19 protein-coding genes are annotated in these 22,133 nt (G+C 66.0%); 13 read left to right on the top strand and 6 right to left on the bottom strand.

Annotated features, from left to right (window positions below):
* Nucleotides 1-169: 169 nt before the first annotated feature.
* A complete protein-coding gene (gene ald, locus JQ633_RS08705) occupies nt 170-1,285 on the bottom strand; it encodes an alanine dehydrogenase (protein ID WP_211984546.1) in 1,116 nt (371 codons plus the stop codon).
* Nucleotides 1,286-1,425: 140 nt separating this feature from the next.
* On the opposite strand from ald, the gene JQ633_RS08700 reads away from it, so the two are divergent.
* From JQ633_RS08700 to JQ633_RS08690, 3 genes are all read left to right on the top strand, one after another.
* A complete protein-coding gene (locus tag JQ633_RS08700) occupies nt 1,426-1,899 on the top strand; it encodes an Lrp/AsnC family transcriptional regulator (protein WP_433995630.1) in 474 nt (157 codons plus the stop codon).
* A 239-nt stretch (nt 1,900-2,138) separates the two neighbouring features.
* Entirely contained in the window at nt 2,139-3,074 is a 936-nt protein-coding gene (locus JQ633_RS08695) for a hypothetical protein (RefSeq protein ID WP_211984544.1), read from the top strand.
* Nucleotides 3,075-3,164: 90 nt separating this feature from the next.
* Entirely contained in the window at nt 3,165-3,875 is a 711-nt protein-coding gene (locus JQ633_RS08690; RefSeq protein ID WP_211984543.1) for a type 1 glutamine amidotransferase, read from the top strand.
* Here the strand turns inward: JQ633_RS08690 and JQ633_RS08685 are convergent.
* Nucleotides 3,872-4,807, bottom strand: coding sequence for a LysR substrate-binding domain-containing protein (locus JQ633_RS08685; protein ID WP_211984541.1), 936 nt, complete (start codon nt 4,805-4,807; stop codon nt 3,872-3,874). The genes JQ633_RS08690 and JQ633_RS08685 overlap by 4 nt on opposite strands.
* Before the next feature lie 239 nt (nt 4,808-5,046).
* Between JQ633_RS08685 and JQ633_RS08680 the strand changes: the two genes are divergently transcribed.
* From JQ633_RS08680 to JQ633_RS08670, 3 genes are read left to right on the top strand one after another with little or no spacing between them, the layout of a single operon-like run.
* On the top strand, nt 5,047-6,375 hold the full coding sequence (locus JQ633_RS08680; RefSeq protein ID WP_211984539.1) for an MFS transporter: 1,329 nt from the start codon (nt 5,047-5,049) through the stop codon (nt 6,373-6,375).
* A 27-nt stretch (nt 6,376-6,402) separates the two neighbouring features.
* Nucleotides 6,403-7,428, top strand: coding sequence for an amidohydrolase family protein (locus JQ633_RS08675; protein WP_211984538.1), 1,026 nt, complete (start codon nt 6,403-6,405; stop codon nt 7,426-7,428).
* Nucleotides 7,429-7,459: 31 nt separating this feature from the next.
* Nucleotides 7,460-8,134: an RraA family protein gene (locus JQ633_RS08670; RefSeq protein WP_211984536.1), complete on the top strand. Its 675-nt coding sequence runs from the start codon at nt 7,460-7,462 to the stop codon at nt 8,132-8,134.
* A 39-nt stretch (nt 8,135-8,173) separates the two neighbouring features.
* On the opposite strand, the gene JQ633_RS08665 is transcribed toward JQ633_RS08670, so the two are convergent.
* Nucleotides 8,174-8,515, bottom strand: a complete 342-nt coding sequence (locus JQ633_RS08665) for a hypothetical protein (RefSeq protein ID WP_211984534.1) — start codon at nt 8,513-8,515, stop codon at nt 8,174-8,176.
* 231 nt (nt 8,516-8,746) lie between these two features.
* Between JQ633_RS08665 and JQ633_RS08660 the strand changes: the two genes are divergently transcribed.
* The 3 genes from JQ633_RS08660 (at nt 8,747) to JQ633_RS08650 (ending at nt 12,782) form a co-directional block, all read left to right on the top strand.
* Nucleotides 8,747-9,838, top strand: coding sequence for a TRAP transporter substrate-binding protein (locus JQ633_RS08660; protein WP_211984532.1), 1,092 nt, complete (start codon nt 8,747-8,749; stop codon nt 9,836-9,838).
* A gap of 426 nt (nt 9,839-10,264) precedes the next feature.
* The gene (locus JQ633_RS08655) at nt 10,265-11,152 is read left to right on the top strand and encodes a LysR family transcriptional regulator (RefSeq protein ID WP_211984530.1); all 888 of its coding nucleotides are present in this window, start codon (nt 10,265-10,267) and stop codon (nt 11,150-11,152) included.
* Nucleotides 11,153-11,297: 145 nt separating this feature from the next.
* Nucleotides 11,298-12,782 carry an FAD-binding protein gene (locus tag JQ633_RS08650; RefSeq protein WP_249159026.1) on the top strand — a complete coding sequence of 495 codons (1,485 nt, stop codon included), beginning with the start codon at nt 11,298-11,300 and terminating at the stop codon, nt 12,780-12,782.
* On the opposite strand, the gene JQ633_RS08645 is transcribed toward JQ633_RS08650, so the two are convergent.
* Both JQ633_RS08645 and JQ633_RS08640 read right to left on the bottom strand, forming a co-directional pair.
* A complete protein-coding gene (locus JQ633_RS08645; RefSeq protein WP_211984528.1) occupies nt 12,779-13,552 on the bottom strand; it encodes an SDR family NAD(P)-dependent oxidoreductase in 774 nt (257 codons plus the stop codon). The genes JQ633_RS08650 and JQ633_RS08645 overlap by 4 nt on opposite strands.
* A 187-nt stretch (nt 13,553-13,739) precedes the next feature.
* Nucleotides 13,740-14,357 (bottom strand): outer membrane beta-barrel protein, encoded by a 618-nt coding sequence (locus tag JQ633_RS08640; protein ID WP_249159025.1) that lies wholly within the window; start codon nt 14,355-14,357, stop codon nt 13,740-13,742.
* A 366-nt stretch (nt 14,358-14,723) separates the two neighbouring features.
* On the opposite strand from JQ633_RS08640, the gene tuf reads away from it, so the two are divergent.
* Entirely contained in the window at nt 14,724-15,929 is a 1,206-nt protein-coding gene (gene tuf, locus JQ633_RS08635) for an elongation factor Tu (protein ID WP_211984526.1), read from the top strand.
* Nucleotides 15,930-16,146: 217 nt separating this feature from the next.
* Nucleotides 16,147-18,684, top strand: a complete 2,538-nt coding sequence (locus tag JQ633_RS08630; protein WP_283812760.1) for a TonB-dependent receptor — start codon at nt 16,147-16,149, stop codon at nt 18,682-18,684.
* A gap of 234 nt (nt 18,685-18,918) precedes the next feature.
* Here JQ633_RS08630 and JQ633_RS08625 read toward each other — a convergent pair whose 3' ends face one another.
* On the bottom strand, nt 18,919-19,824 hold the full coding sequence (locus JQ633_RS08625; protein WP_211984524.1) for a LysR family transcriptional regulator: 906 nt from the start codon (nt 19,822-19,824) through the stop codon (nt 18,919-18,921).
* Between the two features lie 96 nt (nt 19,825-19,920).
* Between JQ633_RS08625 and JQ633_RS08620 the strand changes: the two genes are divergently transcribed.
* Together JQ633_RS08620 and JQ633_RS08615 are read left to right on the top strand one after the other, a co-directional pair.
* A complete protein-coding gene (locus JQ633_RS08620; RefSeq protein WP_211984522.1) occupies nt 19,921-21,345 on the top strand; it encodes an aldehyde dehydrogenase family protein in 1,425 nt (474 codons plus the stop codon).
* A gap of 181 nt (nt 21,346-21,526) precedes the next feature.
* Complete coding sequence (locus JQ633_RS08615) at nt 21,527-21,994, top strand: DUF2946 domain-containing protein (RefSeq protein ID WP_211984979.1); 468 nt, start codon at nt 21,527-21,529, stop codon at nt 21,992-21,994.
* Nucleotides 21,995-22,133: the final 139 nt, after the last annotated feature.

The raw sequence follows: 22,133 nt of genomic DNA, 5'->3' as shown, positions 1-22,133 counted from the left end.
AGGGCTGCATGCGTGCGGCTTGACAACACGCGATCGCGCCGCCTTGACGCGATGCGTCATCGGCGGCGAGCGAGAGAATTGATGCGTCGCGGCAATACGTTGCGCACCGATCGAAGATCGGCAGACGGCCCGGAGCCGCGTTTGGTCATCACCCTTCTGATGACGCCACTTACGACGCCAGCGCTTCCTCGGGCATCACGACCGCGAGATTTTGACTCTCGGCGACGGCTCGGTTGGTGATGCGGCCGCGATGGATGTTGAGGCCGGCGCGCAGATGCGGATCCTCGACCAGCGCGCGCAGGCCCTTCGATGCCAGCGCGAGGCCGAACGGCAGCGTGGCGTGGTTGAGCGCGTGGCTCGAGGTCACCGGCACTGCGCCCGGCATGTTGGCGACGCAATAATGCACGATGTCGTCGACGAGGTAGGTCGGCGCCTGATGCGTGGTCGGCTTCGAGGTCTCGAAGCAGCCGCCCTGGTCGATCGCGACGTCGACCAGCACCGCGCGGCGCTTCATGCTGGCAAGCTGCGCGCGCGAGACCAGTTTCGGTGCGCTGGCGCCCGGCACCAGCACCGCACCGATCACGACGTCGGCGGCGATGATCTCCTGCTCGATCGCTTCCAGCGTGGCATAGCGGGTGCGGACGCGGCCGATGAAAAGGTCGTCGAGGAAGCGCAGGCGCGGTAAGGAGCGGTCGAGGATGGTGACATCGCCGCCGAGCCCCGCCGCCATCCGCGCCGCATGGGTGCCGACCACGCCGCCGCCGATGATCGCAACCCGAGCCGGCGGCACCCCGGGCACGCCGCCCAGCAGCTTACCCATGCCGTCAGCGGATTTGCGCAGCGCCGCGCCGGCGGCCTCGATCGCAAGCCGTCCGGCGACCTCGCTCATCGGCGCCAGCAGCGGCAACCCGCCATGCGCGTCGGTCACAGTCTCATAGGCGACCGCGGTGCAGCCGGAAGCGAGCAGGCCCTTGGTCTGCGGCACGTCGGGCGCGAGATGCAGGTAAGTAAAGAGGATCTGGCCGTCGCGCAGCCGCGTCCATTCCGATGGCTGCGGCTCCTTCACCTTCACGATCATGTCGGCGACGGAGAACACCTCCTCGGCGGTGTCGGCGACGCGCGCGCCGGCTTGCCGGTAGGCGTCATCGCTGGCGCCGATGCCGTCGCCCGCGCCATGCTGCACCACGACCTCATGGCCGTGCGCGGCATATTCCCGGACCGACGCCGGCGTCAGCCCGACGCGATATTCCTCGACCTTGATCTCCTTCGGCACGCCGATGCGCATGGTCCGCTCCTTGAAAATTGGTCTCCGCCAACATCAAGGCTATTCCTCGTGACACGGCGTTTCTCAGCGAAATCCGGCTTGTGCACATCCGAATACGCTCATAGTCTTCGCTTGCGGCTCACTCTTTAAAGGAAATCTGCGTGGACGGCCTCGACCGTATCGATCTCCGAATCCTGGCCGAGCTGGTCGTTGATGCCCGCGCCAGCCAGATCGAGCTCGCGGAAAAGGTCGGGCTGTCGCCGACCGCCTGCGCCCGGCGGATCCGTCATCTCGAGGAGACCGGCGTCATCAGGGGCTACCGCGTCGACCTCGAGCCGAGCGCGCTCGGCCTCGTGACTACCGTCGTCGTCACCATCACGCTGGAGAAGCAGAGCGAAGACTACCTCGCCGCGTTCGAGGCTGCAATCTCGCGCTGTCCCGACGTCGTGTCCTGCCATCTGATGTCGGGCAGCGACGATTATCATCTGCAGGTCATCGCCCGCGACATCGCGGACTTCGAGCGCATCCACAAGCAGCATCTGTCGCGGATGCCCGGCGTTGCCCGCATCCACTCCAGCTTCGCGATGCGCGAAGTGGTGCGCCGTACGATTCCCGAGACCGCGCTACGCGGCTGATCGCCCGCGCCTCTCTCCTTCGTCATTCCGGGATGCGCGCGAAGCACGCAGGCCCGGAATGGCGAGAGGGCTGCCGCATGCGCATCCCGGAATGACGAGTGAGTGCGCCTGTGAGGCCGTCACACCGGGCCTGCCCGGATAGCTCCACACGCATTTTTTAGTCGTGATTCGCTGCTTTATGTGACAGAATTACTACATTCCAATGTCGGTTCGGTAACACGCGGAGCAGTGAATTGAGCATGAAGCGTCAGGCACGGCCGGTTTCGCTGGCCTGGTCGAATCCGGTGGTCCAGTGGTGGAGCCTGCTGACCCTGGTCAGCGGCGCCAACGTCGCAATCTGGTTCGTGCTGTACCGCCAATTCCATGAGCAGAGCAGCGGCAGCCTGAGCAACACATCCGGCATCGGCCTGATGCTGCTGCTCTGCGCCGGCTATGTGTTCGGCTGCGCGTTCCGTTCGGTGCTGCCGCGTGCCGACGTGCAGCGCATCTGCCTGTTCGACACCTGGCTGTCGAGCGTCGCGGTCGGCCGCACCGTCGCCACCGTCGCCGAGGTCTGCTTCGCCGCGCAATGGGCGATCGTGCTGCACCAGCTCGGCAGCATGACCGGCGCAGAGACCACCATGACGATCGCCTGGATCATCGTGCCGCTGATCCTGATCGCGGAGGCCTTCTCCTGGTATGCGGTGCTGACCACGCACTATCTCGGCAACGCGATCGAGAATTCGATCTGGGCCGTGGTGTTCTTCCTGGTCGGGATCGCGTTGTGCCGCCTGCTGCCGGAGTTTCACGGCCCGGTGCGCTGGGCCTTCATCGTGTCGATCGTCGGCATCGCCGGCTATCTCGCCTTCCTGATGACTGTCGACGTGCCGATGTATCTGAACCGCTGGCGCGCCGAGCTCGCCGCCGGCGGGACGCTGCTGCATCCGCTCGAGGGCTGGCGCGACGTCAGCACGCGCTGGGTCGTCACCCACGACATCGCCGAGTGGCGGGAAGAGATCGCCTGGATGTCGCTGTATTTCAGCATGGCGGTGTGGTCGAGCCTCGCGCTTTGCGTCGGCTATTCGCTGGAGGACCAGCTGCCGCGCTACCGCACCGAGCCGGCGATCGTCAGCACGACGCCGGCGACCGCGCAGCACACCGCGACGATCGCGCCGGCTGCGACGCAGCGGAACTGACCACCAGCCACGGCTTGAGGACGGCCGCCGTTTCGGGGTAAGCACGCGTCAGCTTACCCTTGGTCAGCTTACCTTTGGCCGAACCCTGCCATGCCCCGCATCACCATCATCGAAACCGGCCTAGTCAACGCGCAACTCCGCGCGGACCACGGCACCTATCCGCAGATGTTCGCGCGGATGATCGCCGCCGCCGACCCGCAGATCGGCTGCGACGTCGTCAGCATTCCCGGCGGCGAGCCGCTTCCGGATCCCGCGGGCCTCGACGCGATCCTGATCACGGGATCCCCGGCCGGCGTCTATGACGGCTTCGACTGGATCGCGCCGCTCGAAGCCTTCGTGCGCACGGCCCATGAAAAACGCATTCCAACGGTCGGCGTCTGCTTCGGCCACCAGCTGATCGCGCAGGCGCTCGGCGGCACCGTGCGTAAGTCCGACAAGGGCTGGGGCATGGGACGCCACGTCTATCGGCTGGCGCAGGACAACGGCCTGCTCGCGGGCGAGGAGATCGCAGTCGCCTGCTCGCACCAGGACCAGGTCATCGCGCCGCCGGCCTCGGCGCGCACCATCATGTCGTCGGATTTCGCCCCGCATGCCGGGCTGCTCTACGAGGGCGGCACCACGCTGTCGGTGCAGCCGCATCCGGAATTCACCGCGAGCTATGCCGACGCGCTGTGCGACCTGCACCGTGGCCGCGCGCCCGAAACCGTGGTCGCATCAGCCAAGGCTTCGCTCGCCGCGCCGCTCGATCACGAAAAGCTCGGCGGCGTGATCACGCGCTTCCTTGTGAACCGGCGGTCCTAGCGAGCGGCCGCCGCGACATCGGGCACGAGCGCGGGCGCACTCCGCGACGCCGCCTGCAGCGCGCATTCGACGAAGCGGCGCGGCAGCAGCGAGGCGCTGGAGCGCATCGCTACCAGCATCCGGCTTTCGGCATCCACCGTATCCAGCGTCCTGGCGACGACGTTCATGACGCCGGCCTGCTGGTAGCAGGACGGCAGGATCGATATCCCGATCCCCGCCGCGACGAGACTCAGGACCGTGCGCAGCTCGTGCGCCTCCTGCGCGATGCGCGGCGCAAAGCCGGCGCGCCGGCACAGCATCGCTGCCTGGTCGCCGACGCCGCAGCCGCTCTCGACCATGCCGACGAATTCGTAATCGGCGAGATCCGCCATCTTCAATTTACCCGGCGCGGCGGCGAACGGATGGTCGACCGGCAGGAACACCATCAGCCGGTCGCGCCAGACCACATGCACCTGAAGATCGGCGGCGGGGCGGAAATCCAACGGCGGCCGCATGATCGCGACATCGAGCTCGGCATCCGCAATCGCCTGCAGCTGCTTCGCCGTCGACATGTGCCGCAGCTCGATCTTGACCCGCGGATAGCTGGCGCGAAAGCTGCGGAACAGCTCGGCGAACATGTCGAGCATCGGCACCGAGTCGGTGAAGCCGACGCGGACCACACCGGCCTCGCCGCGCGCGGCACGGCGCACGGTCTCCGACGCGAGATCGAGCTCGCCGACGGCGCGCCGCGCATGTTCCAGCAACAACTGGCCGGCCTGGGTCAGCGCCACGGCGCGCCGCGTCCGCGACAGCAGCTGGGTGCCGAGTTCCTCCTCCATCGCCTTGATCTGTGTGCTCAGCGGCGGCTGACTGACATGCAGCCGCTTGGCGGCGCGGCTGAAGCTGAGCTCCTCGGCGACGGCAATGAAATAGCGAAGCTGCCTGTAGTCCATCGCTTATTCCGTTTCCCTATAAGTGAGCGGCCAAACAGGTATTTGACCCCACGGCACCGTTTCCCGATGTTGGCGTGAAAATGCCGACGCTCCAACGGGAGACGGCCGCAATATGCATCACGATCCGGCGCAGGAGCGCAGCGCAAGCAGCCGGTCAGCCATGCGAAATCGCGGCGGAATGTGACGAGGCCCATCCCCGTCAACCCTATCGGCCATCAATAACAACAAGAGAGGAAACCATGGCCCAAGCTTCCGTCAGCGACCTCGAGAGCCAGACCATCCGCCGCGTCTACTGGCGGCTGATCCCGATCCTGTTCGTGATGATGTTCTTCAACTACCTCGACCGCATCAACCTCGGCTACGCCGGGCTCACCATGAACAAGGATCTCGGCCTCAGCCCGGCAATCTTCGGCTTTGCCGCCAGCATCTTCTTCCTCGGCTACATGGTGCTGGAGGTCCCGAGCAACCTGATGCTGCACTTGCTCGGCGCGCGGATCTGGCTCGCCCGTATCCTGATCACCTGGGGCCTGGTCGCGGCGCTCACCGCCTTCGTCTGGGATCCGCTCAGCCTCTATGTGATGCGGTTCGGGCTCGGCGTCGCGGAAGCCGGCTTCATGCCGGGTGTCGTGCTGTATCTGACCTACTGGTTTCCCTCGCGCTATCGCGCCCGCGCGGTCGCCGGCTACATCATCGCAGGCTCGTTCTCGGCCGTGCTCGGCGGGCCGATCTCGACCAGCATCATGACCTGGTTCGACGGCGCCGCCGGCCTGCATGGCTGGCAGTGGATGTTCCTCGCCGAGGGCGTGCCGACCATTCTGCTCGGCCTGTTCACGCTCTATTATCTGACCGACCGCCCGGCCAAGGCGAGCTGGCTCACCAAGGAGCAGGCAGACTGGCTGGAGGGCGAGCTCGCCGCCGAGCGGGCCGAGATCGAACAACAAGGGCAGCACAGGTTGATCGACTGTATCCTCGATATCCGGGTCTGGCTGCTGGCGCTGCTGTTCGGCTGCGCGCTGGTCGGCATCTATGGCCTGTTGCTGTGGCTGCCGCAGATCATCAAGGGCATGGGCGACCTCAGCAACATCCAGGTCGGCTTCCTCTCGGCGATCCCGCCGCTGCTCGGCGTCATCGGCACCATCGTGGTCAGCCGCAGCTCGGACAAGACCGGCGACCGCAAGTTTCATCTCGCCGGCGTCTATCTACTCGCCGCAATCGCGATGCTCGGCAGCGCCTATGTGCACAGCCCGGTGCTGGCCTTCATTTGCCTCTGCATCGTCGGCTTCAGCCTGAACGCCGGCAATCCGCTGTTCTGGAGCATCAACGCCTCGCTCCTGACCGGAGCCGCCGGCGCCGCCTCGATCGCGGTCGTCAACACGCTGGCGCAGTTCGGCGGGCTGATCGGCCCGTGGTGCATCGGCCTGATCAAGGACTCCACCGGCAGCTTCTCCTGGGCGCTGGTCGGCATCGCCGGCTTCCTGGTCATCGCAGCCGCCATCGCCGCCACCATGCGCGTCAAGCCGCGCGAAGCGGAGATGACGGGAGCAATCACGTCACCCGTCGCGCATTGAATTAGAGAGAAACGAGAGAGCCCGACCATGATCATCGACTGCCACGGCCACTACACCACCGAGCCGCCGAAACTGCACGCATTCCGCGACAAGCAGCTCGCCGGGCTCGCCGACAAGAGCCGCCGCCCGCTCACCACCAATCTCGGCATCAGCGACGACGAGATCCGCGACAGCGTCCAGGGCGCGCAGCTCAAGCTGCAGAAGGAGCGCGGCACCGACGTCACCATCTTCTCGCCGCGCGCCGCCGGCATGGCGCATCATGTCGGCAAGGAAGCCACCAGCGTCGAATGGACCACGATCTGCAACGACATGGTGCACCGGGTCTGCACCCTGTTTCCGAACAATTTCGTCCCGGTCTGCCAGCTTCCGCAGAGCCCCGGCGTGCAGCCGAAAAACTGCATCGCGGAGCTGGAGCGCTGCGTCACACAGCTCGGCTTTGTCGGCTGCAACCTCAATCCCGATCCGGCCGGCGGCTACTGGTGCGATCCGCCGCTGACCGACGAATGGTGGTTTCCGCTGTATGAGAAGATGGTCGAGCTCGACGTGCCGGCGATGGTCCACGTCTCATCGTCCTGCAATCCCTGCTTCCACGGCACCGGCGCGCACTACATCAACGGCGACACCACCGCCTTCATGCAGTTCCTGACCTCGGACCTGTTCAAGCGCTTCCCGACGCTCCGCTTCATCATCCCGCATGGCGGCGGCGCGGTGCCCTATCACTGGGGCCGCTACCGGGGCCTGGCGCAGGACATGAAGCTGCCGCCGCTGTCGGAGCATCTGCTCAAGAACGTCTACTTCGACACCTGCGTCTATCACCTGCCCGGCATCGAGCTGCTGACCCGGGTGATCCCGGTCGAGAACATCCTGTTCGCCTCGGAGATGGTCGGCGCAGTGCGCGGCATCGATCCCGAGACCGGGCATCACTTCGACGACACCCGCCGCTACATCGACGCATTGCCGCTGAGCGCGGAGGACAAGGCCAAGATCTTTGAAGGCAACGCCCGCCGCGTCTATCCTCGCCTCAACGCCCATCTCGACCGCCGCGCACATTGATCGCGCCCAACAGAACAACCGGAGAAAACCGATGGCCATAGGATTTGCAATTCACAAGGCGAAACGAAAAATCTCGCACGACCTGGTCGAGCGCTTCCGCCCGCTTCCCGTCGCCAACATCAGCGATGTGATGTCGCGGATCGCTGGCACCAACCGGCTGCGGCCGATGCATGCCGGCGGCTGGCTCGGCGGCCCGGCGCTGACCGTCAAGACCCGGCCGGGCGACAATCTGATGGTGCACAAGGCGATCGACATGGCGCAGCCCGGCGACGTCATCGTCGTCGATGCCGGCGGCGTACTGGTCAATGCCATCATCGGCGAGATCATGTCGACGCTCGCCGAGAAGAAGGGCGTCGCGGGCTTCGTGATCGACGGCTCGATCCGCGATGCCGGCGCGATCCGCGCCGGCGCGTTCCCGGTGTTCGCCGCCGGCGTCGCGCATCGCGGCCCCTACAAGGACGGCCCGGGCGAGATCAACTGCGCCATCTCGATCGACGGCATGATCGTCGAGCCGGGTGATCTGATCGTAGCCGATGATGACGGCGTGCTGTGCGTGCCCTATGCCGAGGCCGCCGATATCTGCAAACTGACAGAGGCCAAGAAGGCGAGCGAGGACAAGGCGATTCAGCAGATCCTCGACGGTAACCCGGATCGCCGCTGGGTCGACGAGACGCTGGCCCGGCTCGGCTGCGAATACAAGGACTGACGCGCGATCGGCCGCCATGGCGCCGATCGGCGCCATGGCTCAATCCGCGTGCAGCAGCGTGTAGTTGGACCTGAAGCGGAACGACTGCTTGCCGGCCAGCGCGGTGGCTTCGAACTCGGCGGACTCATCCGTATAAGTGCCGGTGAAGCCGATGCTGATGGTCTTGCGGGCCCAGGGATAAGTGCCGGAAATCGGCGAATGCTCCCGGCTGGTCATCTCGCCCTTCCACTTGCCACCGGAGCTGGTGTAGCTGCCGACCGTGTAGTAGAAGCCCCCGCCGCCGCGCATCGTGCCGTCACGCAGCACCATGACATGCCGGTTGTAGGCCTCGACGCCGTCAAGAAATCTCGTCTCGGCCAGATATAGCCCGTTCCTGATCATGACCTGATGCCCGCAATCGCGAGCTTCGCTGCTCGGGAGCGTGGCTACAAACTGCGCGTCCTGCAGCGGCTTGACAAGCCCCGGCGGCCCGTCAGCCGTGCGACAGACGGCGCCGGGGCTTGGCCCGGGCCACCTTCCACGCCTGCCCTGAAGCCAGTAATGATACCAGCCAACGCGCCCCGAAGGCGCCTAACCCTGGCCGACCCGCCATCCCAAAGGAGTGAGCCCATCATGAAACGCCGTACGTTCCTCAAAGGCGGCGCCCTCGCCGGCGCAACCACGCTGGTTGCCGCACCCGCGATCGCGCAGGGCATGCCGGAGATCAAATGGCGTTTGACGTCGAGCTTCCCGAAGTCGCTCGACACCATCTTCGGCACCGCGCAGACCTTTGCGAAATACGTTGCCGATGTCACCGACAACAAGTTTCAGATCCAGACCTTCGCGGCCGGCGAACTCGTACCCGGCCTGCAGGCGCTCGACGCGGTCAGCTCGGCAACCGTCGAGATGGCGCAGACCCCGCTCTATTTCTACATCGGCAAGGAGCCGGCGCTGGCCTATGCCACCGGCGTGCCGTTTGGAATGAACCATCGCCATCAGGAATCCTGGTGGGCGTTCGGCGGCGGCGCCGACCTCTGCAACGAGGCGCTGAAGCCGTTCAAGGCGCATGCGATCCTGGCGGGCAATTCCGGCACCCAGATGGGCGGCTGGTTCCGCAAGGAGATCAAGACCGTCGACGACCTCAAGGGCCTCAAATTTCGTATCGCCGGCATGGGCGGCCATGTGCTCGCACGGCTCGGCATCGTGCCCCAGCAGATCGCTGGTGGCGACGTGTATGGCGCGCTCGAGAAGGGATCGATCGACGCCGCCGAATTCGTCGGCCCCTATGACGACGAGAAGCTCGGCTTCTACAAGGTGGCGAAGTACTATTACTTCCCCGGCTGGTGGGAAGGCGGCGCGATGCTGCACATGATCGTCAACGACGAGAAGTGGAATGCGCTGCCCAAGCAGTACCAGGCGGTGCTGAACCAGGCCGGTGCGGCGGCAGGCGCCTGGATGCTGGAAAAATACGACAGCGTGAATCCGGCCGCGCTGAAGCGGCTGGTCGCCGGCGGCGCCGAGCTGCGCGCCTTCCCGCAGCCGGTGATGGAAGCCTGCTACCAGGCCACGCAGGACCATCTCAACGAGCTGTCCGAGAAGAGCCCGCTGTTCAAGAAGACGCGCGAGAGCCACGACGCCTACATGAAGGAAGTGTTGTTCTACACGCAGATCGCGGAGAACTATTACGACAACTACCTGCTCACCAAGATGCGCAAGGCAGGCTGAGCCAGGCACTGACCCGTAGCCCGGATGGAGCGCAGCGAAATCCGGGAACGGCCCGTCCGCGATATCGAATCCCGCATCGCGCGGAGCCAGTCATCGGGCGCGCGTTCGCGACCCGTTGGCTCCGGGCTACGCGCCCTGCGTACCGCCCGTGGTTCCACGGGGCGGAACACCGTACTGATCCGGATTTATGGCAAGCCAAGACGGCCGTAATACAATTCCTGCCGGCATTACCGTAACTTACAAAGCTTTTTTTCACGACTGAGTTTTTAAAGGACCTATTTCAACCGGCAGAAAAGGACCGTCACATGCTGACGGTCCTTTTCGATTCAGGCCCATCGACTGCCCTCGGGTTCCCCCCGAGCTCCGCCCTTACAATTCCAGCGCGTCATCATATTCTCTCGCCATCAGGTAGAATGAGGTGGCTCGATGGAGGATATCGAGGCCTTTCTCGCTGTCATCGAGGCGGGCAGCCAGACGGCGGCGGCGCGCCGCCTCGGCCGCTCGCTGCAATCGGTCAACCGGTCGCTGATGACGCTGGAGCGCAGCGTTGGCGTCGAGCTGGTGCGGCGGACGACACGGCAATCATTCCCGACCGAGGCGGGGCTGGCGTTCTACCGGCGCGTCAAGCCGGCGCTTGCGGAGATCGGCGAGGCCCGGCTGGAAGCCGCGAGCCAGCGCGCCGAACCGTCCGGCCTGTTGCGCATCGCAGCGCCGGTGCAGTTCGCATCGAGCTTCGTGGTGCCCGTGATCGCGGATCTCATCGCGCGCTATCCCCTGATCAAGGCCGAGCTCAAGGCGTCGGACCGCGCCATCGACGTGGTCGGCGACGGCTTCGACATTGCGGTGCGGATCAGGGAATTGCCGGATTCGTCGCTGAAGGCCCGGCGGCTCGGCGAAATCCGGACCGTCGTCTACGGCGCGCCGCGCTATTTCGCCCGTTACGGACGCCCGGATCATCCCGACGCGCTCGCGCAGCATCGCTGCGTACTGCGCACGACAGGTGAAGGCGAGCCCGCGCCGTGGCGCTTTCAGATCGACGGCGAACTGAAGACGATGCGGGTCAACGGCTGCTTCGAGAGCGACAACACGGCAGCGCTCTGCGCGGCGGCGCGTGACGGGCTCGGCCTCGGCTACGGACCGTTCTGGCAGATCCGCGACCTCTTCAACGAGGGCGCAGTCGAGATCGTGCTCGACGAGTTCGAGGCACCGCGCATGCCGATTTATGCGGTGTTTCCCCCGAGCGGCATGCCGCCGGCAAAGACGCGCCTGTTTGCCGACATGCTGGCCGCGCGGCTGAAGCACGAACGGCTCTGACACGCCGATGCACCGCCGGCCCATTCTCCCGCTTTGCGAGAAGGTCCTTCCCGGCCCACGCTGATTGTCCAGCCAGAGAGCCGAACCCATTGTGCAGATGAACGGCAACGCGACGTGCCGCCATTGCACAGTTGAGGAGAGCTCCATGACCACGGACAGGCGCACCCTGCTCGGCGCAGGACTTTGCATGACCGCGGCGTTCGCGTCCCGCGCCGGGCTCGCCGCGATGCCGGCGCAGGCGCAAGGCTGCGAATGGCCGGCGGCAAGCGGCGAGCTGCGGCACTATGCATGCGACTGGATTCCGGCTGCCGCGGCGCTCGGCGGCAATGTGGAAGATCGCGCCGCGGCCTCCCGCGATTTCGGCAACATCGTGCAGAAGCAGCCGCGCGCCGTGGTCAAGCCTGCGTCAGCCGCCGACATCAGCGCCGTGCTCCGCGCCGCCGGCAAGTCGGAACAGAAAGTCGCGGCACGCGGACAGGGCCACTCGACCTACGGCCGCGCGCTCGCCGAAGACGGCGTCGTCATCGAGATGAACTCGCTCGACACGATCCACGAGATCGGCGCCGATCGCATCGTTGTTGACGCCGGCGCGACCTGGGCGCGCGTGCTTGACGCCACGCTGGCGAAAGGCCTCACGCCGCCGGTGCTCACCAACTATCTCGGCCTCTCCGTGGGCGGCACGATCGCGGTCGGCGGCATCGGCGGCAGCACGTCGCGCCATGGCATGCAGACCGACAATGTGCTCGCGCTCGACGTCGTCACCGGAAGCGGCGAGCAACTGACCTGCTCGCGGCAATCGAACCCGGATCTGTTCGATGCCGTCAGGGCCGGTCTCAGCCAATGCGGCCTCATCACGCGCGCAACCCTGAAGCTCGTGAGCGCGCCGAAACGCGTGCGCCGGTATCAGGTCTTCTATCCCGACCTCGCCTCGCTGGCGACGGTACAGCGCCGCGCGCTGCAGGACGATCGCTTCGATCAATTACAGGGCGCGATTCTCCCCGACGGCAAATCAGGCTGGCGGTACCAGCTCGAAGGCGCGCTGTTCTACGACGCCGCTTCGCCGCCGGACGACAACGCCGTGTTCGCCGCGCTGTCGGCCAATCGCGAGACGTCAGTCACCACCGACCTGAGCTTTCACGACGACGCGCTTGCCTTTGCCAAACTTGAAGCGCTGCTGCGATCGAAAGGCCTGTGGTCCAGCCCGCATCCCTGGCTGTTCAGCTTCTTGCCCAACGTCAATGCCGAAGAGGTGACCGAGGAAATTCTCGGCCATCTCTCTGCCGAGGAGATCGGCCCGCTCGGACGCGTGACCTTCTATCCGCTGCGTCACGTCTCCGGCACGCCGTTAGTCCGCTGGCCGAACGGCGGCGTGGCGTTCTGCGTCAACGTCGTCCACATCCAGCCCTTCCCCGATGCGCCGAGCGTCAAGCAGGCGCTGGCGAAGAACCGGCTGCTCTACGATCGCATCCGCCGCGCGGGTGGCGTGCAGTATCCGGTCAGCGCCCTGCCGATGACACCGCAGGATTGGGAGCAGCATTTCGGCCCCGCATGGTCGATGCTGAGCGAGGCCAGGCGGCGTTACGATCCGCTCGGCCTGCTGACCCCGGGCTACAACCTGTTCGGTTCCTAAGCCAGCGTGCCGCCGTCGACCGGCATCGCGATGCCGGTGACGAACGAGGCCTTGTCCGACAGCAGGAACACCGCGACCTCGGCGATCTCCTCGGGGCGCGCGGCGCGGCCCATCGGGTTTCGGGTGACCGCGGCCTTGATCAGCTCTTCCGGATCGGCCTCGTTGTGGCCCGCCTGGTCGGGCCGGTTGACGAACACCCGCAGCATCGGCGTGTCGATCGCGCCGGGGCAGATCGCGTTGACGCGGATGCCGTCCTTGGCGTGGCGCTTGGCGAGCGCCCGCGACAGCCCGATCACGCCGGCCTTGGCCGCCGAATAGGTCGGGCTCCAGGGCGAGCCGGTCAGCCCCGAGGTCGATGCCGTGAACAGGATGCTGCCCTTGCGCCGCGCTGTCATCTGCGCGAGCGCGGCATTGGTGGTGATCAGCTGCGAGCGCAGATTGAGATCGATGCTGAGGTCCCAGCCGTCGAGATCGTCGATGACAGACGGCCCGGGAATGCCGAGATGATTCCACACGCAGTCGAGCGCGCCGAATTCCTTCACCGTGGCGGCGACGATGTCACGCGAGAAAGCGTCGTCGCGGAGATCGCCGGCCAGCGCCAGCGCGCGGCCGCCGCCGCTGCGGATCTCGTCCACCACCGCCTTCGCGCCGATCTCGTTCTGGTCGACGACCGCAACCGCGGCGCCCTCGCGCGCCAGGATGCGCGCGCCGGCGCGGCCGGCTCCCGACGCTGCGGCGGTGACCAGCGCGATCTTGCCCTGCATGTCCATGATTTTTCGATCCTGTGTTCTTGAGCGCGAGCTGCTCGATGGTTGAATCAGGATCGAGGTTTAGCAGTCTTGTGCTGACGCGCTAGCGCATGACCCGGAAAAGTGTGAAGCGGTTTTCCCTCGCGACAAACGCCAAGCGTTTGCGCGGAGGTCATGCGCAAACTAAAGAGCTAAAGCGCGATGCGCTTTAGCGCCCGCCGAACAGCAGCGGGGACTGGCCGGGTAGCAACTGCGAATTGATGTCGCTGTCCATGCGCTCCGCCTGCGGCTGGGCGAAGCTGGCGCCGATCGACAGGCTGAGATTCGAGGTCGGACGGTACTCGATGCCGCCACGCACGGCATAGCCGGCATTGGTGCCGGAGCTGAACGGCGCCAGCGGGCCGCCGGCGCCGGGCGGATTGTATTTCAGCGAGTCGAAGCCGGCGAAGAAGGTCACTGGCGACGAGCCATCGCCGCTCTTGAAATTGTAGCCGACCTGCGCGCCCTGATATTGATACGAGCCGAACGCGCCGGCCTGGCCGAGCCCGCTCAGGCCGAAGCGGCCGCCCTCGCTGGCCATGAACCAGCCATCCGGACGATTGGCGTTCAAATAGGCGTCGCCGCCCTGGGCGTTGGCGCCGTCGAAGCTCGGAAAGTTCCCGTAGGTGTCGGCCTTCTGGGCGTCGGCGAAGCTGCCGCCGAAACCGAACAACGAGCCCGGCACCCAGTAGCGCACCGGGTCCGACTGGGCGGATGCCGCCGGCGCGCTCAGGCCGAGCGCCAGCGATAGCAGTACGAAGCCGGCTCGACGCGTGAAGATGGACATTCCTGTAAACCGCCACTTGCCCCCGCGAAACTATACGCCGCGGACAGCGGGAATGCCAGCGCGGCGCGGTCGCGCGGCACGCCCGCCTCTTGCCAATGGCGCGGTCAGCCCTTATGTACACGCCTCGTTTTCTGAAGAGAGCAACCAGGTTTCCAACAATGCGGCAGTCACAGCGAGCATCGATGCTGATGACGGGAGGGCTAGCACCCTCGTCCGCCGCCAATCTGCTTTGGACCTGACCTCACCACGTCACACCTGACATTGGTAAGCGGCCCGGAGCGGAAGCGGCTCCGGGCGCCGAACGAGCTCTCGCGGTGCCTCGAGTCGTGCAAACCAGCACGGGAGCTCGAACACCACAGGTGTCCCATGGCCAAAGAGAAGTTCATCCGCCTCAAGCCCAACTGCAATGTTGGCACGATCGGCCACGTGGATCATGGCAAGACGACGCTGACGGCAGCGCTGACGAAGGTCTCGGCCGATAAGGGCTGGGGCGCGTTCGTGTCCTACCAGGACGTTGCCAAGGCGTCGGCCGCGCAAGGTACGCGTGACGATACGAAGATCCTGACGATTGCGACCAGCCACGTCGAGTTCTCGACGGCGGTGCGCCACTACTCGCATGTCGACTGCCCGGGCCACGCCGATTATGTGAAGAACATGATCACCGGCGCGGCGCAGATGGACGGCGCGATTCTGGTGGTCTCCGCGGTCGACGGACCGATGCCGCAGACGCGCGAGCACATCCTGCTGGCGCGCCAGGTCGGCGTGCCGCGCATCGTCGTGTTCCTGAACAAGTGCGATGTCGCTGACGATCCGGAGCTGGTCGATCTCGTCGAGATCGAGGTGCGCGATCTGTTGTCGAAGTACCAGTACGACGGCGAGAACGCCCCGGTCATCCGTGGCGCCGCGATGCAGGCACTGCGCGGCGAGCAGGGTCCGCTGGCGGATCAGGCGATCCTCAAACTGTTCGAAGCACTCGACAGCTATATCGAGCTGCCCGAGCGGCCGAAGGATCGTCCGTTCCTGATGCCGATCGAGGGCGTACAGTCGATCTCCGGCCGCGGCACGGTCGTGACCGGGCTGGTCGAGCGCGGCGTCGTCAGGCTCGGCGACGAGGTCGAGATCGTCGGCCTCGGCGAGACCCGGAAGTCGGTGGTAACCAGCATCGAGAGCTACCGGAAGATCCTCGACCAGGGGCAGGCCGGCGACAATGTCGGCTGCCTCTTGCGCGGGATCGACAAGGATCTCGTGCAGCGCGGCCAGGTGCTGTCGCATCCGGGCAGTGCGGCGCCGCACCGGACCTTTCGGGCGGAAGTGTACGTGTTGACGAAGGACGAAGGCGGGCGCCACACGCCCTTCTTCGCCAATTATCGTCCGCAGTTCTACTTCCGGACCGCCGACGTCACCGGCACCGTCCAGCTGGGCGATGGCGCCGAGATGGTGATGCCGGGCGACAGCGCCGAGTTCACGATCGAGCTCAACAAGCCGATCGCGCTGGAGGCACGGTCGCGGTTTGCGATCCGCGAGGGCAACCGCACCGTCGGTGCGGGCGTCGTGACTGAGATCGTCGACTGATGGATGGGGGCCCGGTGAAAGCCGGGCCCCCATCTGCGTTCGCGCCTGCGAACGGCCGAGGCGGACACCGGGAATTTTTCCCGAACCGGATCGGGAACTTAACTGCATGACTCCCCGATCACAATTTGACACTCTGACATCCAGGGAGGCCGGCGCCGAAAGGCGTTTGGGGCCGCGCGAGACAGCCCGAACAGGGCGACGAGTGTCTGGGGGACGTATGCGTAGGGGTGGAATCCGTCTGGGGCGGCATCTGTCGGTCATTGCCCCCGCGCTTGTCACCGCGCTGTCGGTGGCGCCGTCGCGCGTGTCAGCCCAGACCGCCTCGCCCGAGCCGACCGAATTGCCGGCCGTCAACGTGATCGCGCCGTCGCCGCTTTCGGGCACGCGCAGCCCGAGGCCGGCCCGGCGGCCTGCGGTCCGCACCGCAAGGAGCACGCGCACCGCCAACGCGCCGGCTCAGCCGGGCGCCGTGCCGGCCGGCGGCGCGGGCACGCCGGGGGAGTCCGATCGCGACGCCAGCCTGATCGACCGCGACAAGGTCCCGTCCAACACCGCGGTCATGACGTCGCAGGATTTCAGCCACAACTATTCGACCAACTTCCTCGACTCCGTGAACCGCTCGCTGCCGGGCGTATCGCTCGGCGACCAGACCGGCAATCCGTTCCAGCGCGATCTCAACTACCGCGGCTTCAACGCCTCGCCGGTCCAGGGCACGCCGCAGGGGATCGCGGTCTACCAGAACGGCGTGCGCATCAACGAATCCTGGGGCGACGTCGTCAACTGGGATTTCATTCCGGAGAAAGCGATCGACCGCCTCGCGCTGTTTCCCAACAATCCAGTGTTCGGCCTCAACGCGATCGGCGGCGCGCTCAGCATCCAGATGAAGAACGGCTTCACCTATCAGGGCGTCGAGGGCGAGTTGTTCGGCGGCTCCTACGGGCGGGTGCAGAGCAGCGTGCAGGCCGGCGGCCAGAAGGACAACGTCTCCGCCTATGCCGCGTTCGAATCCGCCTACGATCGCGGCTGGCGGGATTACGCCAATTCCTCGCACATCAACCGCATGTATGTCGACGTCGGCGCGCGCAACGACACGACCGAGCTGCACGTCAACTTCACCGGCGCCGACAACAAGCTCGGCAACGTCGCGGCCACGCCGGTGCAGATGCTCAATCAGCGCTGGTCCAGCGTCTACACCTGGCCGCAGTCCACCGGACTGCAGCTCGCGTTCCTCAACGCGACGCTGAACCACAATTTTTCCGACACGTGGTCGTTCCAGGGCAATCTCTACTACCGCGGCTTCTGGCAATACCATGCCGACGGCAACGGCACCGACGTCGAGTCCTGCAACCGCGGCCGCAATCTGTGCATCGACGGCGCGAGCGACAACCTGCCGATCTTCGGCACCACGCCGGTGCCAAACACGCTCGGCACCGCGTTCCTCGGCGAGGTCGACCGCAACTGGGCCGCGAGCAACACCTATGGCGGCACCGCGCAGGTCACCAACACCGACAAGATCTTCGGCCACGACAACCACGTCGTGATGGGCGTCGCCGTCGACCACGGCTACACCAAGTTCAACGCCACCAGCGAGCTCGGCACCATCGACCAGAACAATCTGTTCGTGAACGGCACCGGCATCTTCATCAACCAGCCCGACGCCGGCCTCGCCCCGGTCGACCTGCACGCCACCAACACCTACACCGGCGTCTACCTCACCGACACGTTCGATGTGACCAACCGCCTCGCGGTGACCGCGGGCGGCCGCTTCAATCTCGCGCAGATCGATCTTGAGGACCAGACCGGGACCAACCCGCTGCTCAACAGCAACAACCGCTTCCAGCGCTTCAACCCGGTGATCGGCGGCACCTACAAGATCACCCCGGACCTCACCTTCTATGCCGGCTACTCGGAAGCCAATCGCGCGCCGACGCCGCTGGAGCTCGGCTGCTCCGATCCCGCGCGCCCCTGCGTCATCGACAGCTTCCTGGTTGCCGATCCGCCGCTCAAGCAGGTGGTGTCGCACACCGTCGAGGCCGGCTTCCGCGGCGGCTGGGGCCGCGACGTCAAAACCGGGATACTGAGCTGGGGCCTCGGCGCGTTCCGTACCATGTCCGACGACGACATCATCCGGGTGACGAGCCCGCTCGGCACCGGCAATTTCGGCTATTTCCAGAATGCCGGACAGACGCTGCGGCAAGGCATCGAGGCCAAGCTCGAATACCGCGTCAATCGCTGGAACGCCTACGCCAACTACACCTACATCAACGCGACCTTCCAGAGCGCGAATACCCTGCCGTCTCCCGACAATCCGTATGCGCAGACCGATCCGAGCAACAGCGACGTCCAGTTCATCAACGTCAAGCCGGGCGATCAGATCCCGGGCATTCCCGCGCATCGGTTCAAGGCCGGTGTCGAGTATCTCGCCACCGACGCGTGGAAGGTCGGCGCCGACGTCAACGTCGTCGGCAGCCAGTGGCTGATCGGCGACGACACCAACCAGAACCCGAAGGTACCGGCCTATGCGGTCGTGAACCTGCACACCTCCTACAAGATCACACCGAACATCGAGGTGTTCGGCCTGATCAACAACGTCTTCAACAACAAGTACTATCTCGGCGGCACCTTCCTGCAGACCGGCGGTTTCGCCAGCACCACGCGCGGCGTGCCCAATCTGATGGCGCAACTCACCGATCCCTATACCTTCGTTCCCGGCATGCCGCTCGCCGCCTATGCCGGCATCAGGGCGAAGTTCTGAGATTAGGTCAGATCGCGACCGCGACGGCGCTGCGCTCCCTCGCCCCGTTCTTACGGGGAGAGGGGTGGGGTGAGGGGCCGCTTCCGCATAAACGGTTACAGGTGGACTCGCGGAGACTCCCCCTCACCCGGAACGCATCTGACGATGCGTTCCGACCTCTCCCCGCACGCGGGGCGAGGTGAATCGGAACCCGTTGATCGATGCAAAACTCATCATGCTCTGGACTTGCATCGATCAGCCTCTGCCTTTGCGGCGGCGCGCCTGGATCAGGTCGATGAGGGCGCGCAGGCCGGCCGGCACGTGGCGGCGGCCGGGGTAGTAGAGACAGATCCCCGGATATGGCGGGGTCCAGTCGGCGAGCAGTTGAACCAGGCGGCGCTCGCGCAGATCATTTGCGACGTCCCACTCCGACACGTAGGCGAGCCCGCATCCCGCCAGCACGGCCTCGCGGATCAAGCCGGAATCGTCCAGCGTCAGCCGGCCGGACACGTCCACCAGCAGCTGCTCGCCATCCTTCTCGAACTCCCACCGGTAGACCGTGCCGGCGGGCAGCCGCATGCGGATGCAGTCGTGCGCAGCCAGATCGGCCGGCGAGACGGGATGTCCGCGCCCGGCGAGATAACCGGGTGAGCCGACGACGATCAGCCGCTCGTCGCGCCCGAGCGGCACCGAGATCATGTCGGCCGGCACCTGCTCGGCGAGGCGAAAGCCGGCGTCGAAGCCTTCGCGCACGATGTCGATCAGCCTGCCCTCGGTGACGATGTCGATCGCCATCTCGGGATAGCGCTTCAGATATTCGAAGATGATCGGCCGCATGATCCGTTGCGCCGCGCCGAGCGAGGTGTTGAGCCGCAACACGCCGACCGGCGTGGAGCGATGTCGGTTGACGGCGTCGGCAGCGTCGCGGATCGCGGTCAGCGCCGGCGCGACCTCGGCCACGAATTGCTCGCCGGCCGGCGTCGGCGCGACGCTGCGCGTCGTCCGGTTGAACAGGCGGACGCCGAGCCGCGCCTCAAGCTCGGCGATCGCCTGGCTCAGGGCCGTGCTCGACATCCCGAGCTCGGCGGCCGCGGCGCGAAAGCTCCGCCGGCGCGCCACCGCCACGGCGGCCTCCAGCTCGATCAGTCGCCCCCGGCTCATTATCCCGATTTCCGGATCAATTCATCCGGCTTAATACCACTAATTCCATGCAATCGCGAGGGCTATCTCCGCCAAGCCAACCAGCGGAGACATCAAATGCGCACCATCGAGCACATCTACATCGACGGCAGGTTCGTCGCGCCTCACGGCCGCGAGCTGTTCGACCTGCACAATCCAGCAACCGGCGAGGTGATCGGTCGCGTCCGCCTCGGCGACGCCGACGACGTCGATGCCGCCGTCGCGGCAGCGAAGCGCGCGCTGCCCGCGATGGCGCGCACCGGCAAGGCCGAGCGGCTGCAGATGCTCGAGGCGATGCAGGCCGCAATGCACTCGCATATCGACGAACTCCGTGAGGCGGTGCTGGACGAATACGGCGCCCCCGTCTCGCGCTCGAGCTGGATGGCCGATTACGCAGCCGCCGCAATCCAGGTCGCCACACACACGCTCAAGGACTATCCGCTCGAGCGCGAGATCGGCTCGGCGCGTGTCGTGATGGCGCCGGTCGGAATCGTCGGACTGATCACGCCCTGGAATTCGAATGCCGGCTTTATCTGCAACAAGCTCGCCTATGCCATCGCCGCGGGCTGCACTGCCGTCATCAAGCCGAGCGAGATGAGCGCGCTGCAGACCGACGTGGTGCTGCGCGCCCTGCACGAGGCCGGCCTGCCCGCCGGCGTCTACAATCTGGTGAATGGCCACGGTGCCGACGTCGGCGCGGCGATCGCAGCCCATCCTGATGTCGCGAAGATTTCCTTCACCGGATCGACCGCCGTCGGCAAGTCGATCGTGCGGGCAAGCGCTGATAGTCTGAAGCGGGTGACGCTCGAACTCGGCGGCAAGTCGCCGACCATCATCCTCGACGATGCCGATCTCGACGCGGTGATCCCAGGTGTGATCGAGGCCGGCTTCATGAATTCCGGCCAGGCCTGCATCGCCGGAACGCGGGTGCTGGTGTCGGAGACGCGCCGTGCGGAGTTCGAGGCGCGGCTGAAGTCCGCGATTGAAACCCAGGTGAAGGTCGGCGATCCCCGCGATCCCGCAACGACGGTCGGCCCGATGGTGAGCCAGACCCAATGGGCGCGCGTCCAGCGCTATATCCGCATCGGCCAGGAGGAAGGCGCGCGGCTGTTGACCGGCGGCGAAGGCCGGCCCGATGGACTGACCGGCTACTTCGTCCGCCCGACCGTCTTCACCGATGTCGGCAATGACATGAAGATCGCGCGTGAGGAAATCTTCGGGCCGGTGCTGTCGATCCTCTCCTATCGCAACGAAGACGACGCCGTCGCGATCGCCAACGACACCACCTACGGCCTCTCGGCATACGTGTTCGGCGAGCCTGTTCATGCCGGGCGGATCGCCGCCCGCCTCGACAGCGGCCGGGTCGTGATCAACGGCGCCGCCCACGAGCCACTGGCGCCGTTCGGCGGCATGAAGCAATCCGGTCTCGGCCGCGAGAACGGTCCGTTCGGGCTGGAGAGCTATCTCGAGCCGAAGACCCTGCTCGGCGCGCACGCAGCGTGATCGCCGTACCTATGTCACGGCGATGACGCCGTGATCCCGTTCAATGTCACCAAACCCAGGCTTCGTTTGGCCCGGGTTCGGCGGCAGACGCTTCGCAACGCTGCAAGATCGCTCGGGCGGCCGGAAATTGATCGCCTTGCCCCGGCAATGCGGATTGACACGCTGACGGGATTTCGAAAGTGTGCGGCATCGCGTCGCATGCCGGGGCCATCCGCCTCGCGCCTTCCCGACGCGCGATGGCGCCGTCATGAAGTGGTTTCGTTCGAACATCAGGCAGGGGGCTCGGCTGGCGCTACTGGCGCTGTCGATCCAGTTCGTCCTGTCGTTCGGCCATTTTCATGCCATAGCGCCGGCACAGGCGGCGGCATCGCTGCAACACGCGCCGGGGTCGATCGAATCCTCCATCGCCGCACATTTCGAGAACGCATCGCGCGGCCAGCCTCGCCCCGATGATTCCGATCAAGCGGCGGACCTGTGCGCGATCTGCGCCGTCGTCGCCATGGTCAACACGGCGACGCCGGCACCGGCGCTGCCGCCATTGCCGCTGCCGGACGCCGTCGGTCTCATCTATCGGCCCACCGGCCACACTGCGCCTCTGGTCGACATCGGCCGGGTCCTGTTCCAGCCGCGCGCACCTCCGATCCTCTGACATCCCGTTCACGACTGAGCCACGAACGCAGCCGCTCGCCGGCTGCCGTTTGATCCATGCGGAATCTGCCGTCGGCGATCGACGGCGGGAGTTCGGCCGCGTCCTCGCGAGGATCCGGATCGCAGCTCCCAGGAACTCG

The organism is Bradyrhizobium tropiciagri, from assembly GCF_018130505.1.
In the GTDB taxonomy this organism is placed as follows: Bacteria; Pseudomonadota; Alphaproteobacteria; order Rhizobiales; family Xanthobacteraceae; genus Bradyrhizobium; species Bradyrhizobium tropiciagri_B.
Note: the sequence above shows the minus strand (reverse complement) of the source record. Positions and strands in the feature narration are given on the sequence as shown.